Genomic DNA, 18996 nt, shown 5'->3' on the forward strand with positions numbered 1-18996 from the left:
TGCCACCGATGCGGACGGCCCGGCCTTGTGCAATAACGCTCCCATGATTTCAAGGGAGCCGGCCCGGCGTTTCGATGGACCTTCCGACAATGCCAGGGGATGGCGCGGCCTGCCGCGCTGGTGCGGCGCACTGGCCCTGGTGGCCGTGGCCGCCTTCGCCGGCCACCAGATCGCCATGCAGGCCGGCCTGGCGCGCCTGCGCGAGGCGGCTGAACACCGGCTCGACATGCTCGCGACCGGGCTCGACGCCGACCTGGCCCGCTTCGACTACCTCCCCGCGCTGCTGGAGATGACGCCCGTCGTGCCGGCGCTGCTCGGCACGCCGACCGACACTCGCCTGCGCGACGTGGTCAACCGCTACCTCGACGGCGTCAACGCCACCGCCGGTGCCGAGATGCTCTATGTGCTCGACGCCGCCGGCACTTCGCTGGCGGCATCGGACTGGGACAAGCCCGGCACCACCGTCGGGCAGGACCTGTCGTTCCGGCCCTACGTGATCGATGCGCTGGGGCAGGGCAGGGGCCGCTTCTACGGCGTGGGCATCACCAGCAAGCGGCCGGGCTACTACCTTTCGTATGCGTTGCGCCGCGGCCAGTCCGCGCGCGGCGTGGTGGCCGTGAAGATCAACCTGGAAGAGACCGAGCGCGCCTGGCGCAAGCTGCCCGGCGACGTGGCGCTGATCGACCAGCGCGGCGTGGTCATTCTTTCCACACGCGACAACCTGAAGTTCCGCCCGCTGCTGCCGCTCGATGCGCTGCAGCGCGCCGAGGTGCTGCGCTCGCGCCCCTACGGCGAGGCCACCCTGCAGCCGCTGCAGTGGACGCAGAAAGAAGCGCTCGACCGCGACGTGCAGGTGATCTCGCTCGACGGCGTGGACCAGCTCGCTTCGGCCCGCACCCTGCGCGGCGCGCCCTGGCAGCTGGTGGTGCTCGACGACCTGGCGCCGCTGCGCGTGGCGGCGCGCAATGCGGCCATTACCGCCAGCCTCGCGATGGCGGTGCTGCTGCTGGTGGCTGTTGCGCTGTGGCAGCGCCGCCGCGCGGTGCGCCAGAAGCTGGCCAACCAGGCCGCGCTGCAGGCGGCGCACGACACGCTCGAATCGACCGTGGTGGCGCGCACCGCGCAGCTGCGCGCCGCACAGGGCGAGCTGGTGCACGCCGGCAAGATGGCCGCGCTGGGCCAGATGTCGGCCGGCGTGGTGCACGAACTCAACCAGCCGCTCACGGCCATGCGCACCCTGTCGGAGAGCGCCACCATCCTGCTCGACAAGAGCCGCCTTGACGACGTGCGCGGCAACCTCGAGCGCATCCGCGGCATGGTCGACCGGCTCGCGCGGCTGACCTCGCAGCTGCGAACCTTTGCCTACAAGGGCGAGCTGCCGCTGGCGCCCGTGCAGCTGTCGCATGCCATCGCCGACGCGCAGGTGATCGTCGCCGAGGCCTCGAAGAAGCAGCGCGTGACCATCGAGGTCGACGTGCAACCCCCGGCGCTGAGCGTCATGGCCGAAGACGCCGCGCTGGGCAGCGTGCTCGCCAACCTGATGCGCAACGCCATCGACGCCATGCAGGACGCGCCGGTCCGCACGCTGCGCCTGGAGGCGCGGCCGAAGGAGGGACGTGTGCTCCTGTCGGTGACAGACACCGGCCCGGGCATCCGCCCCGACATCCTGCCGCGCCTGTTCGAACCCTTCGTCACCGGCAAGGCCGCGGGCTCGGGGCTGGGCCTGGGGCTTGTGATCTCGGCACAATTGGTGCGGTCCATGGACGGTTCGCTGCGCGCGGCCAACCTGGACGGCGGCGGGGCATGCTTCGTCATCGACCTGCCCGCTGCCATTGCCGTGATCCACAACCCGCCTGTCCCCTCCCATTCCCCCCTTTCCATTGCACAACAGGAGTGACCCCCAAGTGAGCGAAGCCCCTGCCATCCGGGTGCTGCTGGTCGAGGACGACGAAGACGTTCGCATCAGCACCACCCAGGTGCTGACCCTGGCCGGTTTCGAGGTCGAATCTTTCGCCAGCGCCGAGCGCGCGCGGCCGCACATCGGCTTCGGCGTGCCGGCCGTCGTCATCAGCGACGTGCGCCTGCCGGGCCTGAGCGGCACCGAGTGGCTGCCCGAGCTGCGCAACGTCGATGCCGAACTGCCCGTGATCCTGGTCACCGGCCACGGCCACATCGCGATGGCCGTGCAGGCCATGCGCGAGGGCGCCTACGACTTCATCGAAAAGCCTTTCAGCTCCGAGCGGCTGGTGGCCATCGTGCGCCACGCCATCGAGCGCCGCCAGCTCAGCCTGCAGGTGCGCGCGCTGCGCGACGCGCTGGAGAACTGGCAGGGCATCCAGTCGGTGCTGATCGGCCGTTCGGCGCAGATGCAGCAGGTGCGCCAGACCGTGAAGACGCTGGCCGAAACCTCGGCCGACGTGCTGGTCTACGGCGAGACCGGCACCGGTAAGGAGCTGGTCGCGCGCTGCCTGCACGACCACAGCGGGCGCCGCCGCCAGCATTTCGTGCCGCTCAATTGCGGCGGCCTGCCCGAGTCGCTGGCCGAGAGCGAGCTGTTCGGCCACGAGGCCGGCGCCTTTACCGGCGCCAGCCGCATGCGCGTGGGCAAGTTCGAATACGCCAGCGGCGGCACGCTGTTCCTCGACGAGATCGAGAGCATGCCGATGGCGGTGCAGATCAAGCTGCTGCGCGCGCTGCAGGAGCGCAGCATCGAGCGCATCGGCTCCAACAAGACCATTCCCTTCGACTGCCGCGTGGTGGCCGCGAGCAAGGACGACCTGAAGGCCATGAGCGACCAGCAGAAGTTCAGGGCCGACCTGTACTACCGCCTGGGCGTGGCCTTCATCGAGCTGCCGCCGCTGCGTGAGCGGCGCGAAGATATTCCGCTGCTGTTCGAGCACTTCACCCTGCAGGCCGCAAGCCGCTACGAGCGCCCCGCGCCGCTCTTGAGCAATGCGCAGCTCGCCGACCTGATGGCCTACGCCTGGCCCGGCAACGTGCGCGAGCTGCGCAACGTGGCCGACCGCTTCGTGCTGGGCCTGCTCGGCGAGCGCCTGACGCAGACGCGTGGCGGCAACAGCGCCGAAGGCGTCCCCGCCCTGCCGCGCGGGCTGCCCCAGCAGGTGGAGTCGTTCGAACGCGCGGTGATCGTCGAGGAGCTGCGCCGCCAGCACGGCGACCAGCCGGCCACAGCCGCCGCGCTGGGCATTGCGCGCCAGACGCTGCACGACAAGGTGCGCAAGCTGGGCGTGACTGTGGACGAGTTCAAGTAAGTAGCTCGAGTCTTATGGGGTCAGGATTCCGTGGAAATCAACAGCTCGCCGGCATGCGGGGCGCATGCCAGGGCGTCTTTGCGGACATCGCGGGCGACATGCGTGCGTACCTGAAGAGCAGACCGTTCTGCGCCCGCGACGCCGACCAGCACTTCCTGCGGCATCGCGTCCGGAAGGTCGCCGAGCGCAGCATGCTCGCGCATGACGAATGGTTCGACCTGCCCGGCTACCAAGCCTTTTCGCCCCATGTGCCCATGACCGTGGACGCGCGCTATGCCCATGTGGGCGCGAACATCGACGCGTCTTCGATGCAGGTGGCGCACGCGGCGCCCGACGGCACGCGGGTGCGCTGGTCCCTGTACGACGCAAGGGGCCAGGCCGTCTGCAGCTACGTCGTCGTCCGCGACAACGGCGACGGCGCCAGCATTCCCGCACCCTGATTCTTCAGCGCACCAGCAGCTTCATCATCCGTTCGAAGGTCTTGCCGTAGGGCGGCTTGAACAGGCCCAGGCCATTCAGCGCCGACTGGTGAAAGATCGGCTTCATCTTCGAGAAGGTCTCGAAGCCGTGCTCGCCGTGGTACGCGCCCATGCCGCTGGCGCCTACACCGCCGAAGGGCAGGTTGTCTTGTGCGACGTGCAGCAGGGTCTCGTTGATTGAAACCCCACCAGTCACCGTGTTTTCCATCACGCTGTCGATGGTCGCGCGGTTCTTCTCGAACAGGTACAGCGCGAGCGGGCGCGGGTGCGCGTTGACGTACGCAATGGCTTCGTCGATGCCCTTGTAGGTCAGCACCGGCAGCAGCGGGCCGAAGATTTCTTCCTGCATCAAGCGCATGCCGTCGTTCACGCCGGTCAGCAGCACCGGCGGAAAGCGGCGCGTCGCAGGGTCGGGTGCGGTGTCGGACAAGGGCAGGGCAGAGGCGCCCTGCTCCTGCGCCAGCGCCGACAGCTCCTGCAGCCGTGCGAAGTGGCGCGGGCTCACGATGCTCGTGTAGTCGGTGTTGGTGGCCAGCGCCGGGTACATCAAGGCGAACACGCGCCGGGCGCTGTCGGCAAAGCGCTGCTGCTGGCCTTCGGGCAGCAGCACGTAGTCGGGCGCGATGCAGGTCTGGCCCGCGTTGAGCGTCTTGCCGACCAGGATGCGTTCGACGGCCTTGTCGAAGTTGGCATCGGGCCCGATGATCGCGGGCGACTTGCCGCCCAGCTCCAGCGTCACCGGCGTGAGGTGCTCGCTCGCGGCGCGCATCACGTGGTGGCCGACAGCGGTCGAGCCGGTGAACAGCAAATGGTCGAAGGGCAGGCTGGAGAAGGCGCGCGCGGTTTCTGCGTCGCCGTTGACGATGGCGATCTCGTCTTCGGCAAACTGCTTTCGCACCAGCGCGGCGAACAGCTCGGCGAAGCGCGGCGTGAACTCCGACTGCTTCACCATCAGGCGGTTGCCCGCCGCCAGCGCCGCGGTCATCGGGCCCACCGCCAGGTACAGCGGGTAGTTCCACGGCACCACGATGCCCACCACGCCCAGCGGCTGCGGCATGATCCGCGACGACGCGGGCTTGAACCACAGGCCCGTGGAGCGGCGGCGCACGCGCATCCATGCCTTGCCGTGCGCGAGCGCGTGCTGCAGGCCCTCGATGCTGGGGAACACTTCTGCAAGCTCGGTTTCCTGCGCAGCCCGGTGATGGAAGTCGGCGCTGATGGCGGCGGCGATTTCCTGGCGGTTGTCTGTCACCAGCGCACGCAGGCGCTTCAAGCGGTCGGCGCGCTCGTTCCACGGCGGCGTCTGTGCGCGCAGGCTCGCGGCACGCATCGTGTCGAAGGTCTGTCGCATGTCGTTGTGTGTCATGGTTTTTTGCGAAGGCCTAAGCCCGCTTGTTGATACACCGGCCAGCGATCCTGCACCTTGCCGCCGCGCACTCCACGGCCGCCGCCGTCAGAAGGGCTCGACGGGCAGCGCGCGCTTGTGGGCGCTCTTGCGATGCGTCGCAAGAATGGTCTGGCGGGCCGTGGCCGACACCGGCTTGCCTTCGAGGAAGTCGTCGATCTGTTCGTAGGTGACGCCGAAGGCATCTTCGTCGGGCTTGCCCGGCACCAGCGATTCGAGGTCGGCGGTGGGCACCTTGTAGACCAGCGCGTCGGGCGCGCTCAGCAGCTGTGCCACCGCGCGCACACGGCGCTTGTTGAGGCCCGTGAGCGGCGTGATGTCCGCCGCGCCGTCGCCGAACTTGGTGAAGAAGCCCATCAGCGCCTCGGCCGCATGGTCGGTGCCGATGACGATGCCGTCGTGCGCGCCGGCCACCGCGAACTGCGCAATCATGCGCTGGCGCGCCTTGATGTTGCCGAGCACGAAGTCTTCGTGCGCCGCGTCGCGGAACGTCAGGTCGCCGGCCTTCAGGGCGGCGAGCATGCCGTCGGCGGCGGGGCGGATGTCGACGGTGATGGTGCGGTCGGGCTTCATCACCGCGAGCGAAGCCTGCGCTTCGGCTTCGTCCTTCTGCACGCCGTAGGGCAGGCGCATCGCGATGAAGGTGGCGTCGTAGCCCGTGGCGCGCAGCCGCTCGACGGCGCGCTGCGCGAGGCAGCCGGCGGTCAGCGAATCGACGCCGCCGCTGATGCCCAGCACCAGCGTCTTCAGGCCGGTGCGCTTCAGGTAGCTGGCGAGAAAGTCGGTGCGGCGCTCCAGCTCGTGGGCGGCATCGAAGACGGGCGCGACATGCAGCGCCGCGATGATCTCGCGCTGCGTGTCGTCGACGGGAGTGAGGTCTGCGCTCATTGTGGGATACGACGTGTGAAGTGAATCAGAAATCGACGAGGCTGAGACCAATGCTCAGCACCGTGCGCTTGCGGTTGTAGTCCACCAGCGTGTCGCCATAGCCCGAGAACAGCTGCGTGTGGAAGCGCAGGTTGCTCTTGGTCGGGTCGCCGATCGCCTTGAGCCATTCGAGGCGCACCGAGCCGCGGCCGCTGTCGCGCAGGTTGTTGCGCACGGTCACTGCGAGCTGGTTGTCGCGGTTGAGGTTCCAGCGGCCGGTGATTTCGGCGCGGCCGTAGTAGTCGGCGATGTCGGGGTTGTCGTCCTTGGCGGCATTCTCGGAAATGCGCTTCCAGATGCGGCCGGTGATGGTGAAGCGGTCGTCGAGTTCGGCGCCGCCCATCAGGTACACGCGGTTCCAGCTGCGCGACAGCGGCAGGGTCTGGCCGTTCGACTGGTGCACGATGCCCAGGCCCGAATAGCGCCAGCGCCAGCCACCCGGCAGCTTGAAGTCGGTCGGGTAGACATACATCAGCTCGGGTTCGTGGTCGGTGGTGCGGAAGGGCCGCGAGATGGCGCCGTTGAACAGCTGCCAGGTCGACTGCTGGCTGTAGGCGAACCACAGCGAGTCTTTCTTGGTCGGGTCGTCCTGCGTGAGCATGCCTTGCGCGAGCTTGGTGCGCACCGACAGGCCGATGCGCATCTCGTTGGCCTGGTAGGCCACCGGGTCGGCGGTGTGGCCGGCCGAGGGCGAGGTCGGCGTCTCGGGCTTCTTGGTGGCAGCCGAGACCGACACGTTGAGCGGGCGGTAGCCACGGAAGCCGAAGGTGCCGCAGTCGGTGGCGTTCTCCAGTTCCCAGAAGCGCGAGAGCGCCGAGTACTGGCGGTCGCGGCAGCCTTCGGTGGTGGCGACCGAGACGATGCGCGTGGCCGGGATCGATGAGTCCACCGGCGGCTGCGTGGTCGCCAGCACGGGCGGCGCCACGGGCACCGACACCGAAGGCAGCGTCTGCTGCTGCGCCCAGCGGTCGAAGCAGGCCAGGCGCGCTTCGTTGTTGGCGCCGAGCGCGGCGCACTGCTGCCAGGTGAGCTGGGAGTCGGCCAGCGGGCTCGCTGGCTTGTCCACGGCCTGTGCGTGCACCGCGGCGCCGCCGCCGAGGCAGGCTGCCACGGCCGCGAGCGCGCGGAGGTTGAAACGGGGTTGTCGTCGTGTCGTCGTCATCATTGCTTTCCTTCCTGGGCAACCGTCTTGCTGAGCACGAAGGGATGCGTGCTTTCGTCCGCGGCGTTGCGCCACGTGCCCCTGAATTCGCGCCCGCAGGAGCCGGCCTGCAGCTTGCCCGACCACACGCCGCTGATGGCGCGGCCGTCCTGCGATTCGTCGATGGAGAGCGCGCCTTCGTCGTCCACGTCGCCCGCGAGCTGCGCGACCGTGGCCTTCGCGGGGTTGGCGCCGTTGCGCGTGATGGTGCCGCGCACGCCGTCGTAGTCGGGGTGCTTGCCGAGCTGCACGGCGGCCACGGCCGGCAGGTTGTCAAAGCGTGCTTCCCAGCGGCCGTAGAGCGATTGCACCGGCAGGTCGCGCGCGTCGGCGGGGCAGTCGGCGCTGCCCCGGGTGGAGGCGCAGCCCGACAGTGCGAGGAGGGCGCCGGCCAGCAGCGCGGCAGTGGCGGTCGTCCTCATGGCGCCGCTGCGGCTGCCGCCGCCTTTGCCGCGCTGTCCTGCGCCTTGCGCGCGAATTCGGCGCGCAGCGCCTTGAGTTTTTCGCGCGGGTCTTCCTTGATGGTCTCCTTGTCGAGGCCCATCTCGGCGATGAAGCGGCTGGGTATGCAGGGCACCATTTCGCGGCCCTGCTTGCGCTTCTTGGTCCAGCTCACGGCCAGGCTGCGTTGCGCGCGCGTGATGCCCACGTACATCAGGCGGCGCTCTTCCTGCAGCCGCTGCAGCGTGTCTTCGCTCACCTTCTGCTGGCGGCCGTTGTCGTCGTCGAGCTTGAAGGGCAGCAGGCCCTCGCTCACGCCGATCAGCATCACGTGCGGCCATTCGAGGCCCTTGGAGGCGTGCAGCGTCGAGAGCGTGACCACGTCCTGGTCTTGCTCGCGCTCGCTGATGGTCGACAGCAGCGAGATGGTCTGCGCCACCTCGAGCAGGCTCTTGCGTTCGGTCTCGATGTTGTCGTTGGCGCCCGAGGCGTCGTCCAGCGTGCCGCCGGCGCGCTGCGACATCCAGTCGACAAATTCGAGCACGTTGGTCCAGCGCGAGGCCGCGGCGGCTTCGCTGTCCTCGCCGTCGTAGAGGTGCTTCTCGTAGTCGATCTCCTTCAGCCAGTCGAGCATGAAGGTGCGCGAGTCTTCCGCGCCCATGGTGCGGCGCGCGCGGTATTCCAGGTCGTTGATGTAGCGGCCGAACTCGTGGATTCCCTCGAGCGTGCGCTTGGGCATCACGCTGGGCAGCGAGGGGCTGAACAGCGCCTCGAACAGGCTCAGCTTGTACTGGCTTGCGAAGGTGCCCAGGCTCGCGAGCGTGGTGTGGCCGATGCCGCGCTTGGGCGTGGTGATGGCGCGCAGGAATGCCGGGTCGTCGTCGTTGTTGACCCACAGGCGGAACCAGCCGCACAGGTCCTTGATTTCGGCGCGGTCGAAGAAGCTCTGGCCGCCCGAGACCTTGTACGGAATCTGCGCCTTGCGCAGCGCCTGCTCGAACACGCGTGCCTGGTGGTTGGCGCGGTACAGGATGGCGAAGTCGCGGAACTCCTTGTGCTGCTTGCCCTGCGTGATGGCGTCGCCCGCGCGAATGCTCACGATGCGCGCCACCGCGCGCTCGGCCTCGTGCACTTCGCTGTCGGCATCGACGATGCGCACCGGCTCGCCTTCGCCGAGCTCGGAGAACAGCGTCTTCGGAAACAGCTTGGGGTTGGGCCCGATCACGTTGTTGGCCGCGCGCAGGATGGCGCTGGTGGAGCGGTAGTTCTGCTCCAGCTTGATGACCTTGAGCTTGGGATAGTCGACCGGCAGCTTGCGCAGGTTGTCGAGCGTGGCGCCGCGCCAGCCGTAGATGGACTGGTCGTCGTCGCCCACCGCGGTGAAGTGGCCACGCTCGCCGGCCAGGGCCTTGAGCACTTCGTACTGGGTGGCATTGGTGTCTTGATACTCGTCCACCAGGATGTGGCCGAGCGCGGCCTGCCACTTGGCGCGAACCTCGGGAAATTCGTAGAGCAGCTTCAGCGGCATGCCGATCAGGTCGTCGAAGTCCACGCTCTGGTAGGCCGCAAGGCGCTCTTCGTAGCGGCCCATGATCTTCGCGGTGATGCGCTCGTTGTCGTCCGCGGCCTGGGCCTCGGCCTGCGCGGCGTTCAGGCCCATGTTCTTCCACTTGCTGATGGTCCACTGCCAGATGCGGGCGGTGGCCGCGTCGGTGGTGCCGCCGGCGTCTTTCAGGATCTTGGTGACGTCGTCGCTGTCGAGAATGCTGAAGGCCTTCTTCAGGCCGAGCACGGCGCCGTCCTCGCGCATCATGCGCACGCCCAGCGCGTGGAAGGTGCAGACAACGACCTTGCGTGCGTCCTTGCCGATCAGGTCTTTTGCGCGCTCGCGCATTTCTGCGGCTGCCTTGTTGGTGAAGGTGATGGCCGCGATGCGCTGGGGCGCGATGCCCGACTGGATGAGGCGGCCGATCTTGTGAGTGATCACCCGCGTCTTGCCCGAGCCCGCACCGGCAAGCACCAGGCAGGGTCCGTACATGTAGTTGACAGCTTCGAGCTGCGCGGGATTGAGACCGTGAGACATTGGAGAAAAAGAGAACCGGAAAAAGGCCGTGAAGAACGCCGTGGGGAACGGCAGGCGCAAAGCGGGCAATGATACGGGGCCGGCCCCCCGCGGGGTTGTAGGCCAGACACGCCGATGCAGCCTGCTGGTGGGCAACGACAATGGTCCGGTGCTGCCTGTATTCCTTGTTACCTTCCCTTTCTTCGCGTTAATCGCGGCCGGCTATGGCGCGGCCCGCGCCCGCATCCTGCCGCTGGATGCCATTCCCGGCCTCAACACCTTCGTGCTGTATTTCGCGCTGCCGTGCATGCTGCTGCGCTTCGGCGCGGGCACGCCCATCGGCCAGTTGCTGGACGGCAGCGTCGCACTGGTCTGGGGCATCAGCGCGCTGGCCGTGGTGGCGGGCGTGGTGACGTTCACGCGCAATGCGCGCATCGGCTGGAACGACGCGGCCTTCGGCGCGCTGGTGGCGGCGTTTCCGAACACCGGCTTCATGGGCGTGCCGCTGCTGGTGGCCATTCTTGGGGCTCAGGCAGCGGGGCCGATGATCATCACGATCGCGTTCGATCTCGTGGTGACTTCGTCGCTGTGCATTGCGCTGTCGCGCCTCGACGGTGCAGGCGGCGCGGGACGGCATGGTGCCACGCAGGCCGCGCGCAAGGCGCTGCGCGGGATCGTCGTCAACCCGATGCCGTGGTCGATCCTGCTGGGCGTGCTGCTGTCGGCCGCGCGCTGGCCGTTGCCCGGGCCCATCGAGCGCACCATCGCCATGCTGGCCGATGCGGCCTCGCCGGTGGCGCTCTTCACCATCGGGGCGGTGCTGGCCCGTTCGGCACTGCTGGCGCGCGAGCATGGCGCCAGCGCCGCGGTGGCCGAGGCCATGGGCACCACGGCGCGCAGCCCTGCGACCAAGGCACCGTGGAGCGACGTGCTGCCGGTGGTGGCGGTGAAGCTGCTCGCGCATCCGCTGCTGGTGTGGGGCCTGGGGCTGGGCGCCATCGCGCTCGGGTTGCCGCTGTCGCACGAGGCGCTGGTGGTGATCGTGCTGGTCGCGGCGCTGCCGAGCGCGAGCAATGTGTCGATGCTGGCCGAGCGTTTCGGTGCGGACAACGGACGCATCGCGCGCATCATCCTGTGGACGACGGCGATTGCCTTCCTCAGCTTTCCGCTCGCGGTGAGCGTGCTACGGGGTTAGGACGCCGAGCTTGTACGGATCGGCATCGGCAAGGCGCTCGCACTTCGAGAAGTCGCGGCCCTGCGTGCCGTCGCAGTAGTAGGTGTTGTAGATGCGGCCGAAGAGCGTCGGGCTCGCGGTGAAGAGCACGCCGTGGTCGGGCTGCCAGTTGTCCTTGACGACGGGCGGGGCGCTGGCTTCCACCGGCTTGGCTGCCGAGGTGGTGGTGGGCGTGAAGTCGGCCAGCGTCTTGTGGGCCTCCTCGCCGCGCCAGCGTATTGCCAGCTCGGCGGCCGTGGGGCGCGACGCGACCGGCAGCAGGATGCCGTTGACCTGCAGGCCATAGCCGAAGCGGTGCGTCTTGCCGGCCAGGAAGGCATAAGCGCAGGCGGCCATGCACTGGCCTCGTATTTCGGTCTGCACGCCGCTCGCGCGGATGGCGTCGGCATATGCACCCGCTGCCTCGGCGGTGCCGCCGAATGAGTCTTCGAAGACCACGGTATGGACTGTTCCGCTGCCCAGCTGGTCGGTGAATTCCTTGATTGCAGTGCCGTCGAGCATGCCCGACACCACCAGGCGGCTGCCCTGCAGATCGAGCTCGGCCGCTGAGGCGGCGGGTGCGGCAAAAACGCAGGCGAGGCATGACGCGAGCGAGAGAACCCAACCTGAGAAAGACGGCGGTTTCACGGCGACCTACCCTTTGCCTTCGATGAGCGAGCCAGTTTGGAACGCGAAACCCGCGAGGAGTTCGCGCGCTGTTACAGCTTGAACAGCGACGAGGCATGTCGTCAACTCTTTTTTCACAAATTTTCGGGTAGGCCGAGGCAGGCCGTAAGACATAGATATCGCTATGACTTCAGATGAATGCTTGAGTTTGCAGATGCGCTGCTACAGTGCTTGCAAGTCAAAGGTGTGAAGGGGCGCGCAATGGCAATTCTTTTTCGCATCCTGCTGTGGTTGGTATGTCTCGCCGGCGTCGGCTGGTTCTGGCATGCCGGCAAGTTCGGTACCGCCACCGGGCTCGCGCTCGCCGCGCTGAGCCTCGTGGTGTTCGCCTGGCCCGTGAGCATCGCGCGGCGCAGGCACAACGAGCTGCGTTATGTGGACATGGGCAAGGAGCCCACTGGCTACCACTGAAACCGCGGTCTCAGGTCGACCAGTCGCCGATCCATCGGCTCAGATGCTGTGCGGATCGACGTCGACGAGCCAGCGGATCACGCCTTTGCCCTCCGGCGTGCGCCGCAGTTCGTGCAATAGCGGCTGCCAACTCGCAAGCAGCCGCTGCAGCGCGGCGCGCGAGGGGCTTTCGATCAGCATCTGTGCGCGCTCCACATTGGCTACGCGCTGGATCGCCAGCGGCACCGCCGGGTAGCGCGTGACGAGGTCGGAGCCCGGCAGCGCCTCGGCCTGATCGGCTGCGATGTTCAGGAAGCCCTGCGCCACCGACTGCTCTCGCGCGTCGGCCCGCAGCAGCGCCTGGAACGCGAAGGGCGGCATGCCGGCCGCGCGGCGCTCGTCGAGTTGCTGCTGCGCGAAGCTGGCGTAGTCGTGCTTGCGCAGCGCCATGAACAGCGGGTGCTGCGCATGGTGCGTCTGGATCCACATTTCGGCCTTTGCGCCCTGCGCCGCGAGATACGCGGCATCGCGGCCCGCGCGGCCGGCCGACTGCATCAGCAGGCTGAACAGCCGCTCGGGCGCTCGAAAGTCACTGGAGAACAGCGCGCCGTCGGGGTTCACCGCCGCCACCAGCGTGATGCGGCGAAAGTCGTGGCCCTTGGCGATCATCTGCGTGCCGACCAGCACGTCGACCTCGCCCGCGTGCACGGCCGCGAGCTGCGATTCGAGCGCGCCCTGTTTCTTTGTGCTGTCGGCGTCGATGCGTGCGATGCGCACTGCGCTGCCGTCGGGGTGCTTCACGGCCGAGAACAGCTCGGCCAGGTGCTCTTCGAGCCGCTCGGTGCCGCGGCCCACGGGCGCGATGTCGGGGTTGCCGCAGGCCGGGCAGGCGCGCGGCACGCGCTCGGTAAAGCCGCAGTGGTGGCAGCGCAGCGTGCGGTCGATCTTGTGGAACACGCGATACGCGCTGCAGTGCGGGCATTCGCTCTTCCAGCCGCAGTCGCCGCAGGCCAGCACCGGTGCGTAGCCGCGCCGGTTCAAGAAGATCATGCTCTGCTCGCCGCGCGCGATGCGCTGGCCGATGGCGTCGAGCAGCGCGCCCGAAATCACCGTCTTCGGCGGCTGCAGGTTCATGTCGACCAGCCGCACGGCCGGCAACTCGCCCGCGCCGATGCGCGAGGGCATGGCCAGCCGCACGTAGCGCCCGCCCGGGTCTTCGCCTTCGGCGGGCCGGCTCTGGTGCCAGCTTTCGAGCGAGGGCGTGGCCGAGCCCAGGATCACCTTGGCCTTTTCGCGCTGGCCGCGCCACACGGCGAGGTCGCGCGCGGAATAGCGCGCGCCTTCCTGCTGCTTGTAGCTCGGGTCGTGCTCTTCGTCGACCACGATGAGCTTGAGCCCCGGGATCGACGCGAACACCGCCATGCGCGTGCCTAGCACGATGCGCGCCGCGCCGCTGTGCGCCGCCAGCCAACTCGCGAGCCGCTGCGGGTTGGTCATGCCGCTGTGCAGCGACACCACCGCTTCTTCGCCGAAGCGGGCCTTGAAGCGGGCTTCGAGCTGCGGCGTGAGGTTGATCTCGGGCACCATCACCAGTGCCTGCGCCTCGGGGTCGCGCGCGAGCAGGTCGGCCACGCAGCGCAGGTAGACCTCGGTCTTGCCGCTGCCGGTGCTGCCGACCAGCAAAAAAGTACCTGCTTCGGCCTCGATGCGCGCCAGGGCGGCCGTCTGCTCCGCGCTCAGCGCGATCAGGTTCGCCGACTCGGCTGTTTCGGCCACTGGCCCGGCCGTCGTCTTGCGCTTGAGCCGGCGCGCCAGCTGCGTCGTCGACAGGTCGCGCAGCTGCGGCGGCAGGGCGGCCAGCGCGATCTCGCCGATCGAGCGCTGGTAGTAGCGCGCTGCAAAGGCCACGAGGTCGCGCCACGCCTCGCCCAGCGGGGCCAGCGCGTCGAGCGCCGCGCCCACAGGCTTCAGCGCCATGTCGGGCTCGGCACCCACCAGCGAAACCGGCTCGTTCCAGACCACGCCCAGCACTTCGCGCTTGCCCAGCGGTACGCGCACCAGCGTGCCGGGCGGCATCGGCTCGGCGCTGGCGTAGCTCAGCAGGTCGCCGAGCGCGGCATGCGCGGGCGTCTGCACCGCGATGTCGAGTCGCCACGGCAGTGCTGGCGGCGCACCGTTCGTCGGCTGGGAAGCGCTGTCTAAGGGGAGGCCGGCTGTGGAGATGAGCGGTCCTTCTTGGAAAGGTTTGTTAAGGAGACTTTGAGCAAGAGCGCTTAAGTCGTTGATTTTTCAGAGCTTTGGAGGCCGTCCAGAGTTTCTGTGGATAACTTTGTTGACAAGCCGGCTCGATTCGCTGCGGGGCCTTGAAAATCAAGGCTCTGGCTGGAATGCCCGGAAAAAAAGCAAAGTTCAAATCCTATATAAATCAATAACTTAGCGTCGCTATCTCTTTAGGAGCAAAGAGGGAGGTCCCCCGGAAAATCTTGCGCAGTGCAACACGGGTTTTGTGCATAAGTCAGACCGATATGCCGTTTTTGCGCTTGACAAACGGCTTCGTACCAACTTTACGGGGCGCCTCTGTGCCCCGCCGACCCGTTCCCGAAGACTGCAGTGTTAACCGCGCAGCGCGCGCGATTGGGCGTGCACCGCCTGCACCAGCGCCGCCACGTGGTCCGGCGGCGTGAACTGGCTGATGCCGTGGCCCAGGTTGAAGATGTGCGTCGGGCCCTGGGCGTTGCGGTCGGCGTGGGGCTTGCCGAAGGCCTGCAGCACTTTCGCCACCTCGGCCTCGATCTGCGCGGGCGGCGCGAACAGCACGTTGGGGTCGATGTTGCCCTGCAGGGCCTTGGCCTTGCCGTCCGAGCCTTCGGCGATCTGCTTTCGCGCCGAGGCCAGGTTCACGGTCCAGTCGACGCCCAGCACTTCGCAGTCGAGCTCGCGCATGGCGTCGAGCCACAGGCCACCGCCCTTGGTGAACACGATGCGCGGCACGGGCTGGCCGTCGGCGCCGGTGCGTTTGAGGCCGGCCAGCACGCGGGCCGTGTAGGCGAGGCTGAATTCCTGGAACGCGCCGTCGGCCAGCACGCCGCCCCAGCTGTCGAACACCATCACGGCCTGCGCGCCGGCGTCGATCTGGGCATTGAGGTACGCGGCCACCGAGTCGGCATTCACGGCCAGCAGGCGATGCATGAGATCGGGGCGGCTGTAGAGCATGCTCTTCACGAGGCGGTAGTCGCTGGAGCCCGCGCCTTCCACCATGTAGCAGGCCAGCGTCCACGGGCTGCCCGAGAAGCCGATCAGCGGCACGCGGCCGTCCAGCGCCTTGCGGATCGAGGCCACGGCATCGAACACGTAGCGCAGCTTGTCCATGTCGGGCACTTCGAGCGCGGCCACGGCCGCTTCGTCGCGCACCGGGCGCGCGAAGCGCGGGCCCTCGCCGGCCTCGAACGACAGGCCCAGGCCCATCGCGTCGGGCACCGTCAGGATGTCGGAAAACAAAATGGCCGCGTCGAGCGGATAGCGCTCCAGCGGCTGCAGCGTGACCTCGGTGGCGTAGTCGGTGTTGGTGGCCAGCCCCATGAAGCTGCCCGCCTTGGCGCGGGTGGCGACGTACTCCGGCAGGTAGCGGCCGGCCTGGCGCATGAGCCAGACGGGCGTGTGGTCGGTGGCCTGGCGCCAGCAGGCTCGCAGGAAAGTGTCGTTTTGCAGTGGGGCGAAAGGCATCCCGCGATTGTCGCAGGGGTGTGTCCTGGCCTCTCAGTTGACGGGCTTGCCGCCGAACACCTCGGCCATCAGCGACACCAGCCATTTCAGGCCCGGATCGCCGTCGCGCGCTGCCGCCCACAGCAGCGACACCTCGTAGGCCGGTGTTTCGAAAGGCAACGGGCTCACGGCCAGCCCGAGCGCGTCGCGCCACGTGGCGGCGGCGAAGGTGGGTACGGTGGTGATGGCGGGCATCTGCCGCACGATGAAAGGGCTGGTCGCGAAGTTGCGACTGGAGAACACGACCTGGCGCGCATGCCCCTGCTCGCGCAGCAGATCGTCGACGAGCCCGCTCAGGTCGGCGCTGAACGAGGTCAGCAGGTGCGGGTGGTGCAGGTATTCCTGGAGCGTGATCCGCTTGCCGCGTGTCTTCACGAGCGCGGCGTTGTAGACGCAGACGAAGTGCCAGCCGAACAGCGCGCGTTGCCGGTGCCATGCGGCGCACTCGATGAACACGCCCACCGCCAGTTCGATTTCGGTCGCATCGAGCATGCCGGGCGCGTTGGTGCGGTCGGCCGCGCGTGCGATGAGCCGCACCCCCGGCGCCTGTTCGGAAAGTCGCTGCATGAGCTGCGGCATCAGCGCCACCTCGAGCGCGTCGCTCAAACCGATGCGGAACACGCGCTTGGCCGTGGCGGGGTCGAACGCCGGCTGTGCATGCAGCGCCTGCTGCAGCGACAGCAGCAGCGGCTCGATGACGCGCGCGAGTTCGAGCGCGCGCGGCGTCGGCGTCATACCGTGCGAGGTGCGCACGAACAGCTCGTCGCCCAGCGCGGCGCGCAGGCGCTTGAGCGCGCCGCTCAGGGCCGGCTGGCCAATGAACAGGCGCTGCGCCGCACGCGTGACGCTGCGTTCGTGCAGCAGCGCGTGGAACACCAGCAGCAGGTTCAGGTCGAGCCGCCTGAAATCACTTTCGTTGATGTATTCCATGGTTTCAAACGATTTGAATGATAGGGCGCCGCTCCCTAACCTGAAGGCACTTTCTTCATCAGGCATTCAAAGGAGTCGACATGGCTTTGGAACAACAGGCAGTGGTGGTGGTCGGCGGCTCGTCGGGCGTGGGGCTCGAAACCGTGCGGCGGCTTGCGGCAACCGGTGCCCGCGTGATCGCGACTGGGCGCGACAGCGGCAAGCTGCAGGAAGCGATCGGCGGCTTGGGCAAGAACGTGAGCGGCGCGGCCTTCGACGCCTGCGATCGCGGTGCGCTCGATGCCTTCTTCGAGAAGACGGGGCCCGTCGACCACCTGGTGCTCACGCTCAGCGGCGGCGAGGGCGCGGGCGAGTTCGCGCAACTCGATCTTCAGTCGCTGCGCCGCGGCTTCGAGGCCAAGTTCTGGCCGCAGCTCGAAGCGGCGCAAGCCGGTGCGCGGGTGCTGCGCAAGGGCGGCAGCCTGACTTTCGTGACGGCGATTTCCGCGCGCAATTCGCTGCCCGGCACTGCCGGGCTGGCCGCGATCAACGGCGCGATCGAAGCGATGGTGGGTAGCCTGGCGCGCGAACTGAAGCCGAGCCGGGTGAATGCAGTGTCACCCGGCCTCATCGACACGCCCTGGTGGAACCGCGTGCCCACCGCGATGAAGGACGACCTGTTCCGCCAGCAGGTCGAGACGCTGCCCGTCGGCCGCGTGGGGCAGCCGCAGGACGTGGCGCACGCTATCCAGTTCCTGATCGAGAACGGCTACACCACGGGCACGGTGATCGAGTGCGACGGCGGGTTGCGGCTGGTGTGAAGGAGAAAAATCAGACCGCCGGCACGCGCCGTGCGTCCGCCGGACTCACGTTGCGCCGGTAGAGCACCAGCGTCGCGATCAGTCCGCAGATCGCGGCTGCCGTCATCCACAGGCCCGGCGCGCCCTTGTCGCCGGTCATCTCGATCAGCCCGGTTGCAATGGCTGGCGTGAAGCCGCCGAACAGCGCCGTCGCCAGGCTGTACGCCAGCGAGAAGCCGGCGGTGCGCACGTTCACTGGCATCACTTCGGTCAGTGCCACGACCATCGCGCCGTTGTAGCTCGCATAGAGGAACGACAGCCACAGCTCCACTTCGAGCATGCGCGCGAAGCTCGGCGCGCCCACCAGCCACTTGAGCGACGGGTACGCCGTGAGGATGGTCAGCACCGTGAACAGAATCAGCAGCGGCTTGCGGCCCACGCGGTCCGACAGCGAGCCCATGATCGGCAGCCAGATGAAGTTGGAGATGGCTACGCACAGCGTGACGATCAGCGCGTCGGTGGTGCTCAGGTGCAGCACGGCCTTGCCGAAGGTGGGCGTGTAGACGGTGATCAGATAGAACGACACCGTGGTCATCGACACCAGCATCATCCCGGCGACCACGAGGCCCCAGTTGGCGACCATCGACTGGAAGATCTCGCGCGCGTCGGGGCGGTGCTTGCGCGCGATGAACTCCTCGGTTTCCTGCAGCGAGCGGCGGATGATGAACAGCACCGGCACGATCAGGCAGCCCACGAAGAAGGGAATGCGCCAGTAGAAGTCGCCGATCTCCTGCGACGTGAAGGTCACGTTGAGCCAGTAGCCGAGCGCCGCCGCGACGACGATGGCCACCTGCTGGCTGGCCGACTGCCAGCTCACGTAGAAGCCCTTGTGGCCCGGCGTCGCCATTTCCGACAGGTACACCGACACGCCGCCCAGCTCCACGCCGGCCGAGAAGCCCTGCAGCAGCCGGCCGATCAGCACCAGCAGCGGCGCCGCCAGGCCGATGGTGGCGTAGGCCGGCACGCAGGCGATCAGCAGCGTGCCCACGGCCATCAGCGCGAGCGTGACGATCAGGCCCTTGCGGCGGCCGACGCGGTCGACATACGCGCCGAGAAAGATCGCGCCCAGCGGCCGCATCAGGAAGCCTGCGCCGAAGGTCATGAAGGTCAGCATCAGCGAGGCGAATTCGTTGCCCGCGGGGAAGAACGCCTTCGAGATCTGCGTGGCGTAGAAGCCGAACAGGAAGAAGTCGAACATCTCCATGAAGTTGCCGCCGGTCACGCGCAGGACGGTGGCGACCTTGGAGGACGAGGCGGTGGAGGCGTGGGCGGCCGTGCCCGATTGCGCAGCGTTGGGCGCAGGATTCATCTTTTTGTCCCCTTGGGCTGTATTGGCGATGTGCTCGCACAAGGGTAGGCCGGACTCCCCGACCGCTACCTGACTGCGC

16 protein-coding genes are annotated in these 18996 nt (G+C 68.0%); 6 read left to right on the forward strand and 10 right to left on the reverse strand.

Features of this window, described 5'->3' with window-relative positions; genetic code table 11:
• The first annotated feature begins 43 nt into the window (after window positions 1–43).
• Genes BLV60_RS20995 through BLV60_RS21005 form a run of 3 tightly spaced genes read left to right on the forward strand, consistent with a single transcriptional unit; the run spans window position 44 to window position 3712 of the window.
• The gene (locus BLV60_RS20995) at window positions 44–1897 is read left to right on the forward strand and encodes a sensor histidine kinase (protein WP_093057211.1); all 1854 of its coding nucleotides are present in this window, start codon (window positions 44–46) and stop codon (window positions 1895–1897) included.
• 7 nt (window positions 1898–1904) lie between these two features.
• Window positions 1905–3272: a sigma-54-dependent transcriptional regulator gene (locus BLV60_RS21000; protein WP_093057212.1), complete on the forward strand. Its 1368-nt coding sequence runs from the start codon at window positions 1905–1907 to the stop codon at window positions 3270–3272.
• 53 nt (window positions 3273–3325) lie between these two features.
• Window positions 3326–3712 carry a hypothetical protein gene (locus BLV60_RS21005; RefSeq protein WP_093057213.1) on the forward strand — a complete coding sequence of 129 codons (387 nt, stop codon included), beginning with the start codon at window positions 3326–3328 and terminating at the stop codon, window positions 3710–3712.
• Window positions 3713–3716: 4 nt separating this feature from the next.
• Here BLV60_RS21005 and BLV60_RS21010 read toward each other — a convergent pair whose 3' ends face one another.
• The 5 genes from BLV60_RS21010 to BLV60_RS21030 all read right to left on the reverse strand — a co-directional run bounded on the left by BLV60_RS21010 (window position 3717) and on the right by BLV60_RS21030 (window position 9808).
• Complete coding sequence (locus tag BLV60_RS21010) at window positions 3717–5117, reverse strand: coniferyl aldehyde dehydrogenase (RefSeq protein WP_093057214.1); 1401 nt, start codon at window positions 5115–5117, stop codon at window positions 3717–3719.
• An 87-nt stretch (window positions 5118–5204) separates the two neighbouring features.
• Complete coding sequence (nadE, locus tag BLV60_RS21015; RefSeq protein ID WP_093057215.1) at window positions 5205–6044, reverse strand: ammonia-dependent NAD(+) synthetase; 840 nt, start codon at window positions 6042–6044, stop codon at window positions 5205–5207.
• A gap of 25 nt (window positions 6045–6069) precedes the next feature.
• Window positions 6070–7245: a phospholipase A gene (locus BLV60_RS21020; RefSeq protein ID WP_093057216.1), complete on the reverse strand. Its 1176-nt coding sequence runs from the start codon at window positions 7243–7245 to the stop codon at window positions 6070–6072.
• A complete protein-coding gene (locus tag BLV60_RS21025; protein ID WP_093057217.1) occupies window positions 7245–7706 on the reverse strand; it encodes a hypothetical protein in 462 nt (153 codons plus the stop codon). Before BLV60_RS21025 ends, BLV60_RS21020 begins: the two co-directional genes overlap by 1 nt.
• A complete protein-coding gene (locus BLV60_RS21030; RefSeq protein WP_093057218.1) occupies window positions 7703–9808 on the reverse strand; it encodes an ATP-dependent helicase in 2106 nt (701 codons plus the stop codon). The genes BLV60_RS21025 and BLV60_RS21030 overlap by 4 nt, the downstream gene beginning before the upstream one ends.
• Before the next feature lie 148 nt (window positions 9809–9956).
• On the opposite strand from BLV60_RS21030, the gene BLV60_RS21035 reads away from it, so the two are divergent.
• Complete coding sequence (locus tag BLV60_RS21035; protein WP_093057327.1) at window positions 9957–10982, forward strand: AEC family transporter; 1026 nt, start codon at window positions 9957–9959, stop codon at window positions 10980–10982.
• Here BLV60_RS21035 and BLV60_RS21040 read toward each other — a convergent pair.
• Entirely contained in the window at window positions 10971–11648 is a 678-nt protein-coding gene (locus BLV60_RS21040; RefSeq protein WP_093057219.1) for a hypothetical protein, read from the reverse strand. The genes BLV60_RS21035 and BLV60_RS21040 overlap by 12 nt on opposite strands.
• Window positions 11649–11888: 240 nt before the next feature.
• Here BLV60_RS21040 and BLV60_RS21045 point away from each other — a divergent pair, with 240 nt between their 5' ends.
• The gene (locus tag BLV60_RS21045) at window positions 11889–12098 is read left to right on the forward strand and encodes a hypothetical protein (protein WP_093057220.1); all 210 of its coding nucleotides are present in this window, start codon (window positions 11889–11891) and stop codon (window positions 12096–12098) included.
• Between the two features lie 39 nt (window positions 12099–12137).
• Here BLV60_RS21045 and priA read toward each other — a convergent pair whose 3' ends face one another.
• The 3 genes from priA to BLV60_RS21060 form a co-directional block, all read right to left on the reverse strand.
• A complete protein-coding gene (priA, locus tag BLV60_RS21050; RefSeq protein ID WP_093057221.1) occupies window positions 12138–14213 on the reverse strand; it encodes a replication restart helicase PriA in 2076 nt (691 codons plus the stop codon).
• A gap of 477 nt (window positions 14214–14690) precedes the next feature.
• Complete coding sequence (hemE, locus tag BLV60_RS21055) at window positions 14691–15800, reverse strand: uroporphyrinogen decarboxylase (protein ID WP_093057222.1); 1110 nt, start codon at window positions 15798–15800, stop codon at window positions 14691–14693.
• Window positions 15801–15833: 33 nt separating this feature from the next.
• Entirely contained in the window at window positions 15834–16769 is a 936-nt protein-coding gene (locus tag BLV60_RS21060; protein WP_093057223.1) for a LysR family transcriptional regulator, read from the reverse strand.
• An 80-nt stretch (window positions 16770–16849) separates the two neighbouring features.
• Here BLV60_RS21060 and BLV60_RS21065 point away from each other — a divergent pair, with 80 nt between their 5' ends.
• Window positions 16850–17569, forward strand: a complete 720-nt coding sequence (locus tag BLV60_RS21065) for an SDR family oxidoreductase (protein WP_093057224.1) — start codon at window positions 16850–16852, stop codon at window positions 17567–17569.
• 10 nt (window positions 17570–17579) lie between these two features.
• Here BLV60_RS21065 and BLV60_RS21070 read toward each other — a convergent pair whose 3' ends face one another.
• Window positions 17580–18917 (reverse strand): MFS transporter, encoded by a 1338-nt coding sequence (locus tag BLV60_RS21070; RefSeq protein ID WP_093057225.1) that lies wholly within the window; start codon window positions 18915–18917, stop codon window positions 17580–17582.
• Window positions 18918–18996 lie beyond the last annotated feature (79 nt).

The sequence above is a fragment of the Variovorax sp. YR634 genome (assembly GCF_900106655.1).
Lineage (GTDB): Bacteria > Pseudomonadota > Gammaproteobacteria > Burkholderiales > Burkholderiaceae_C > Variovorax.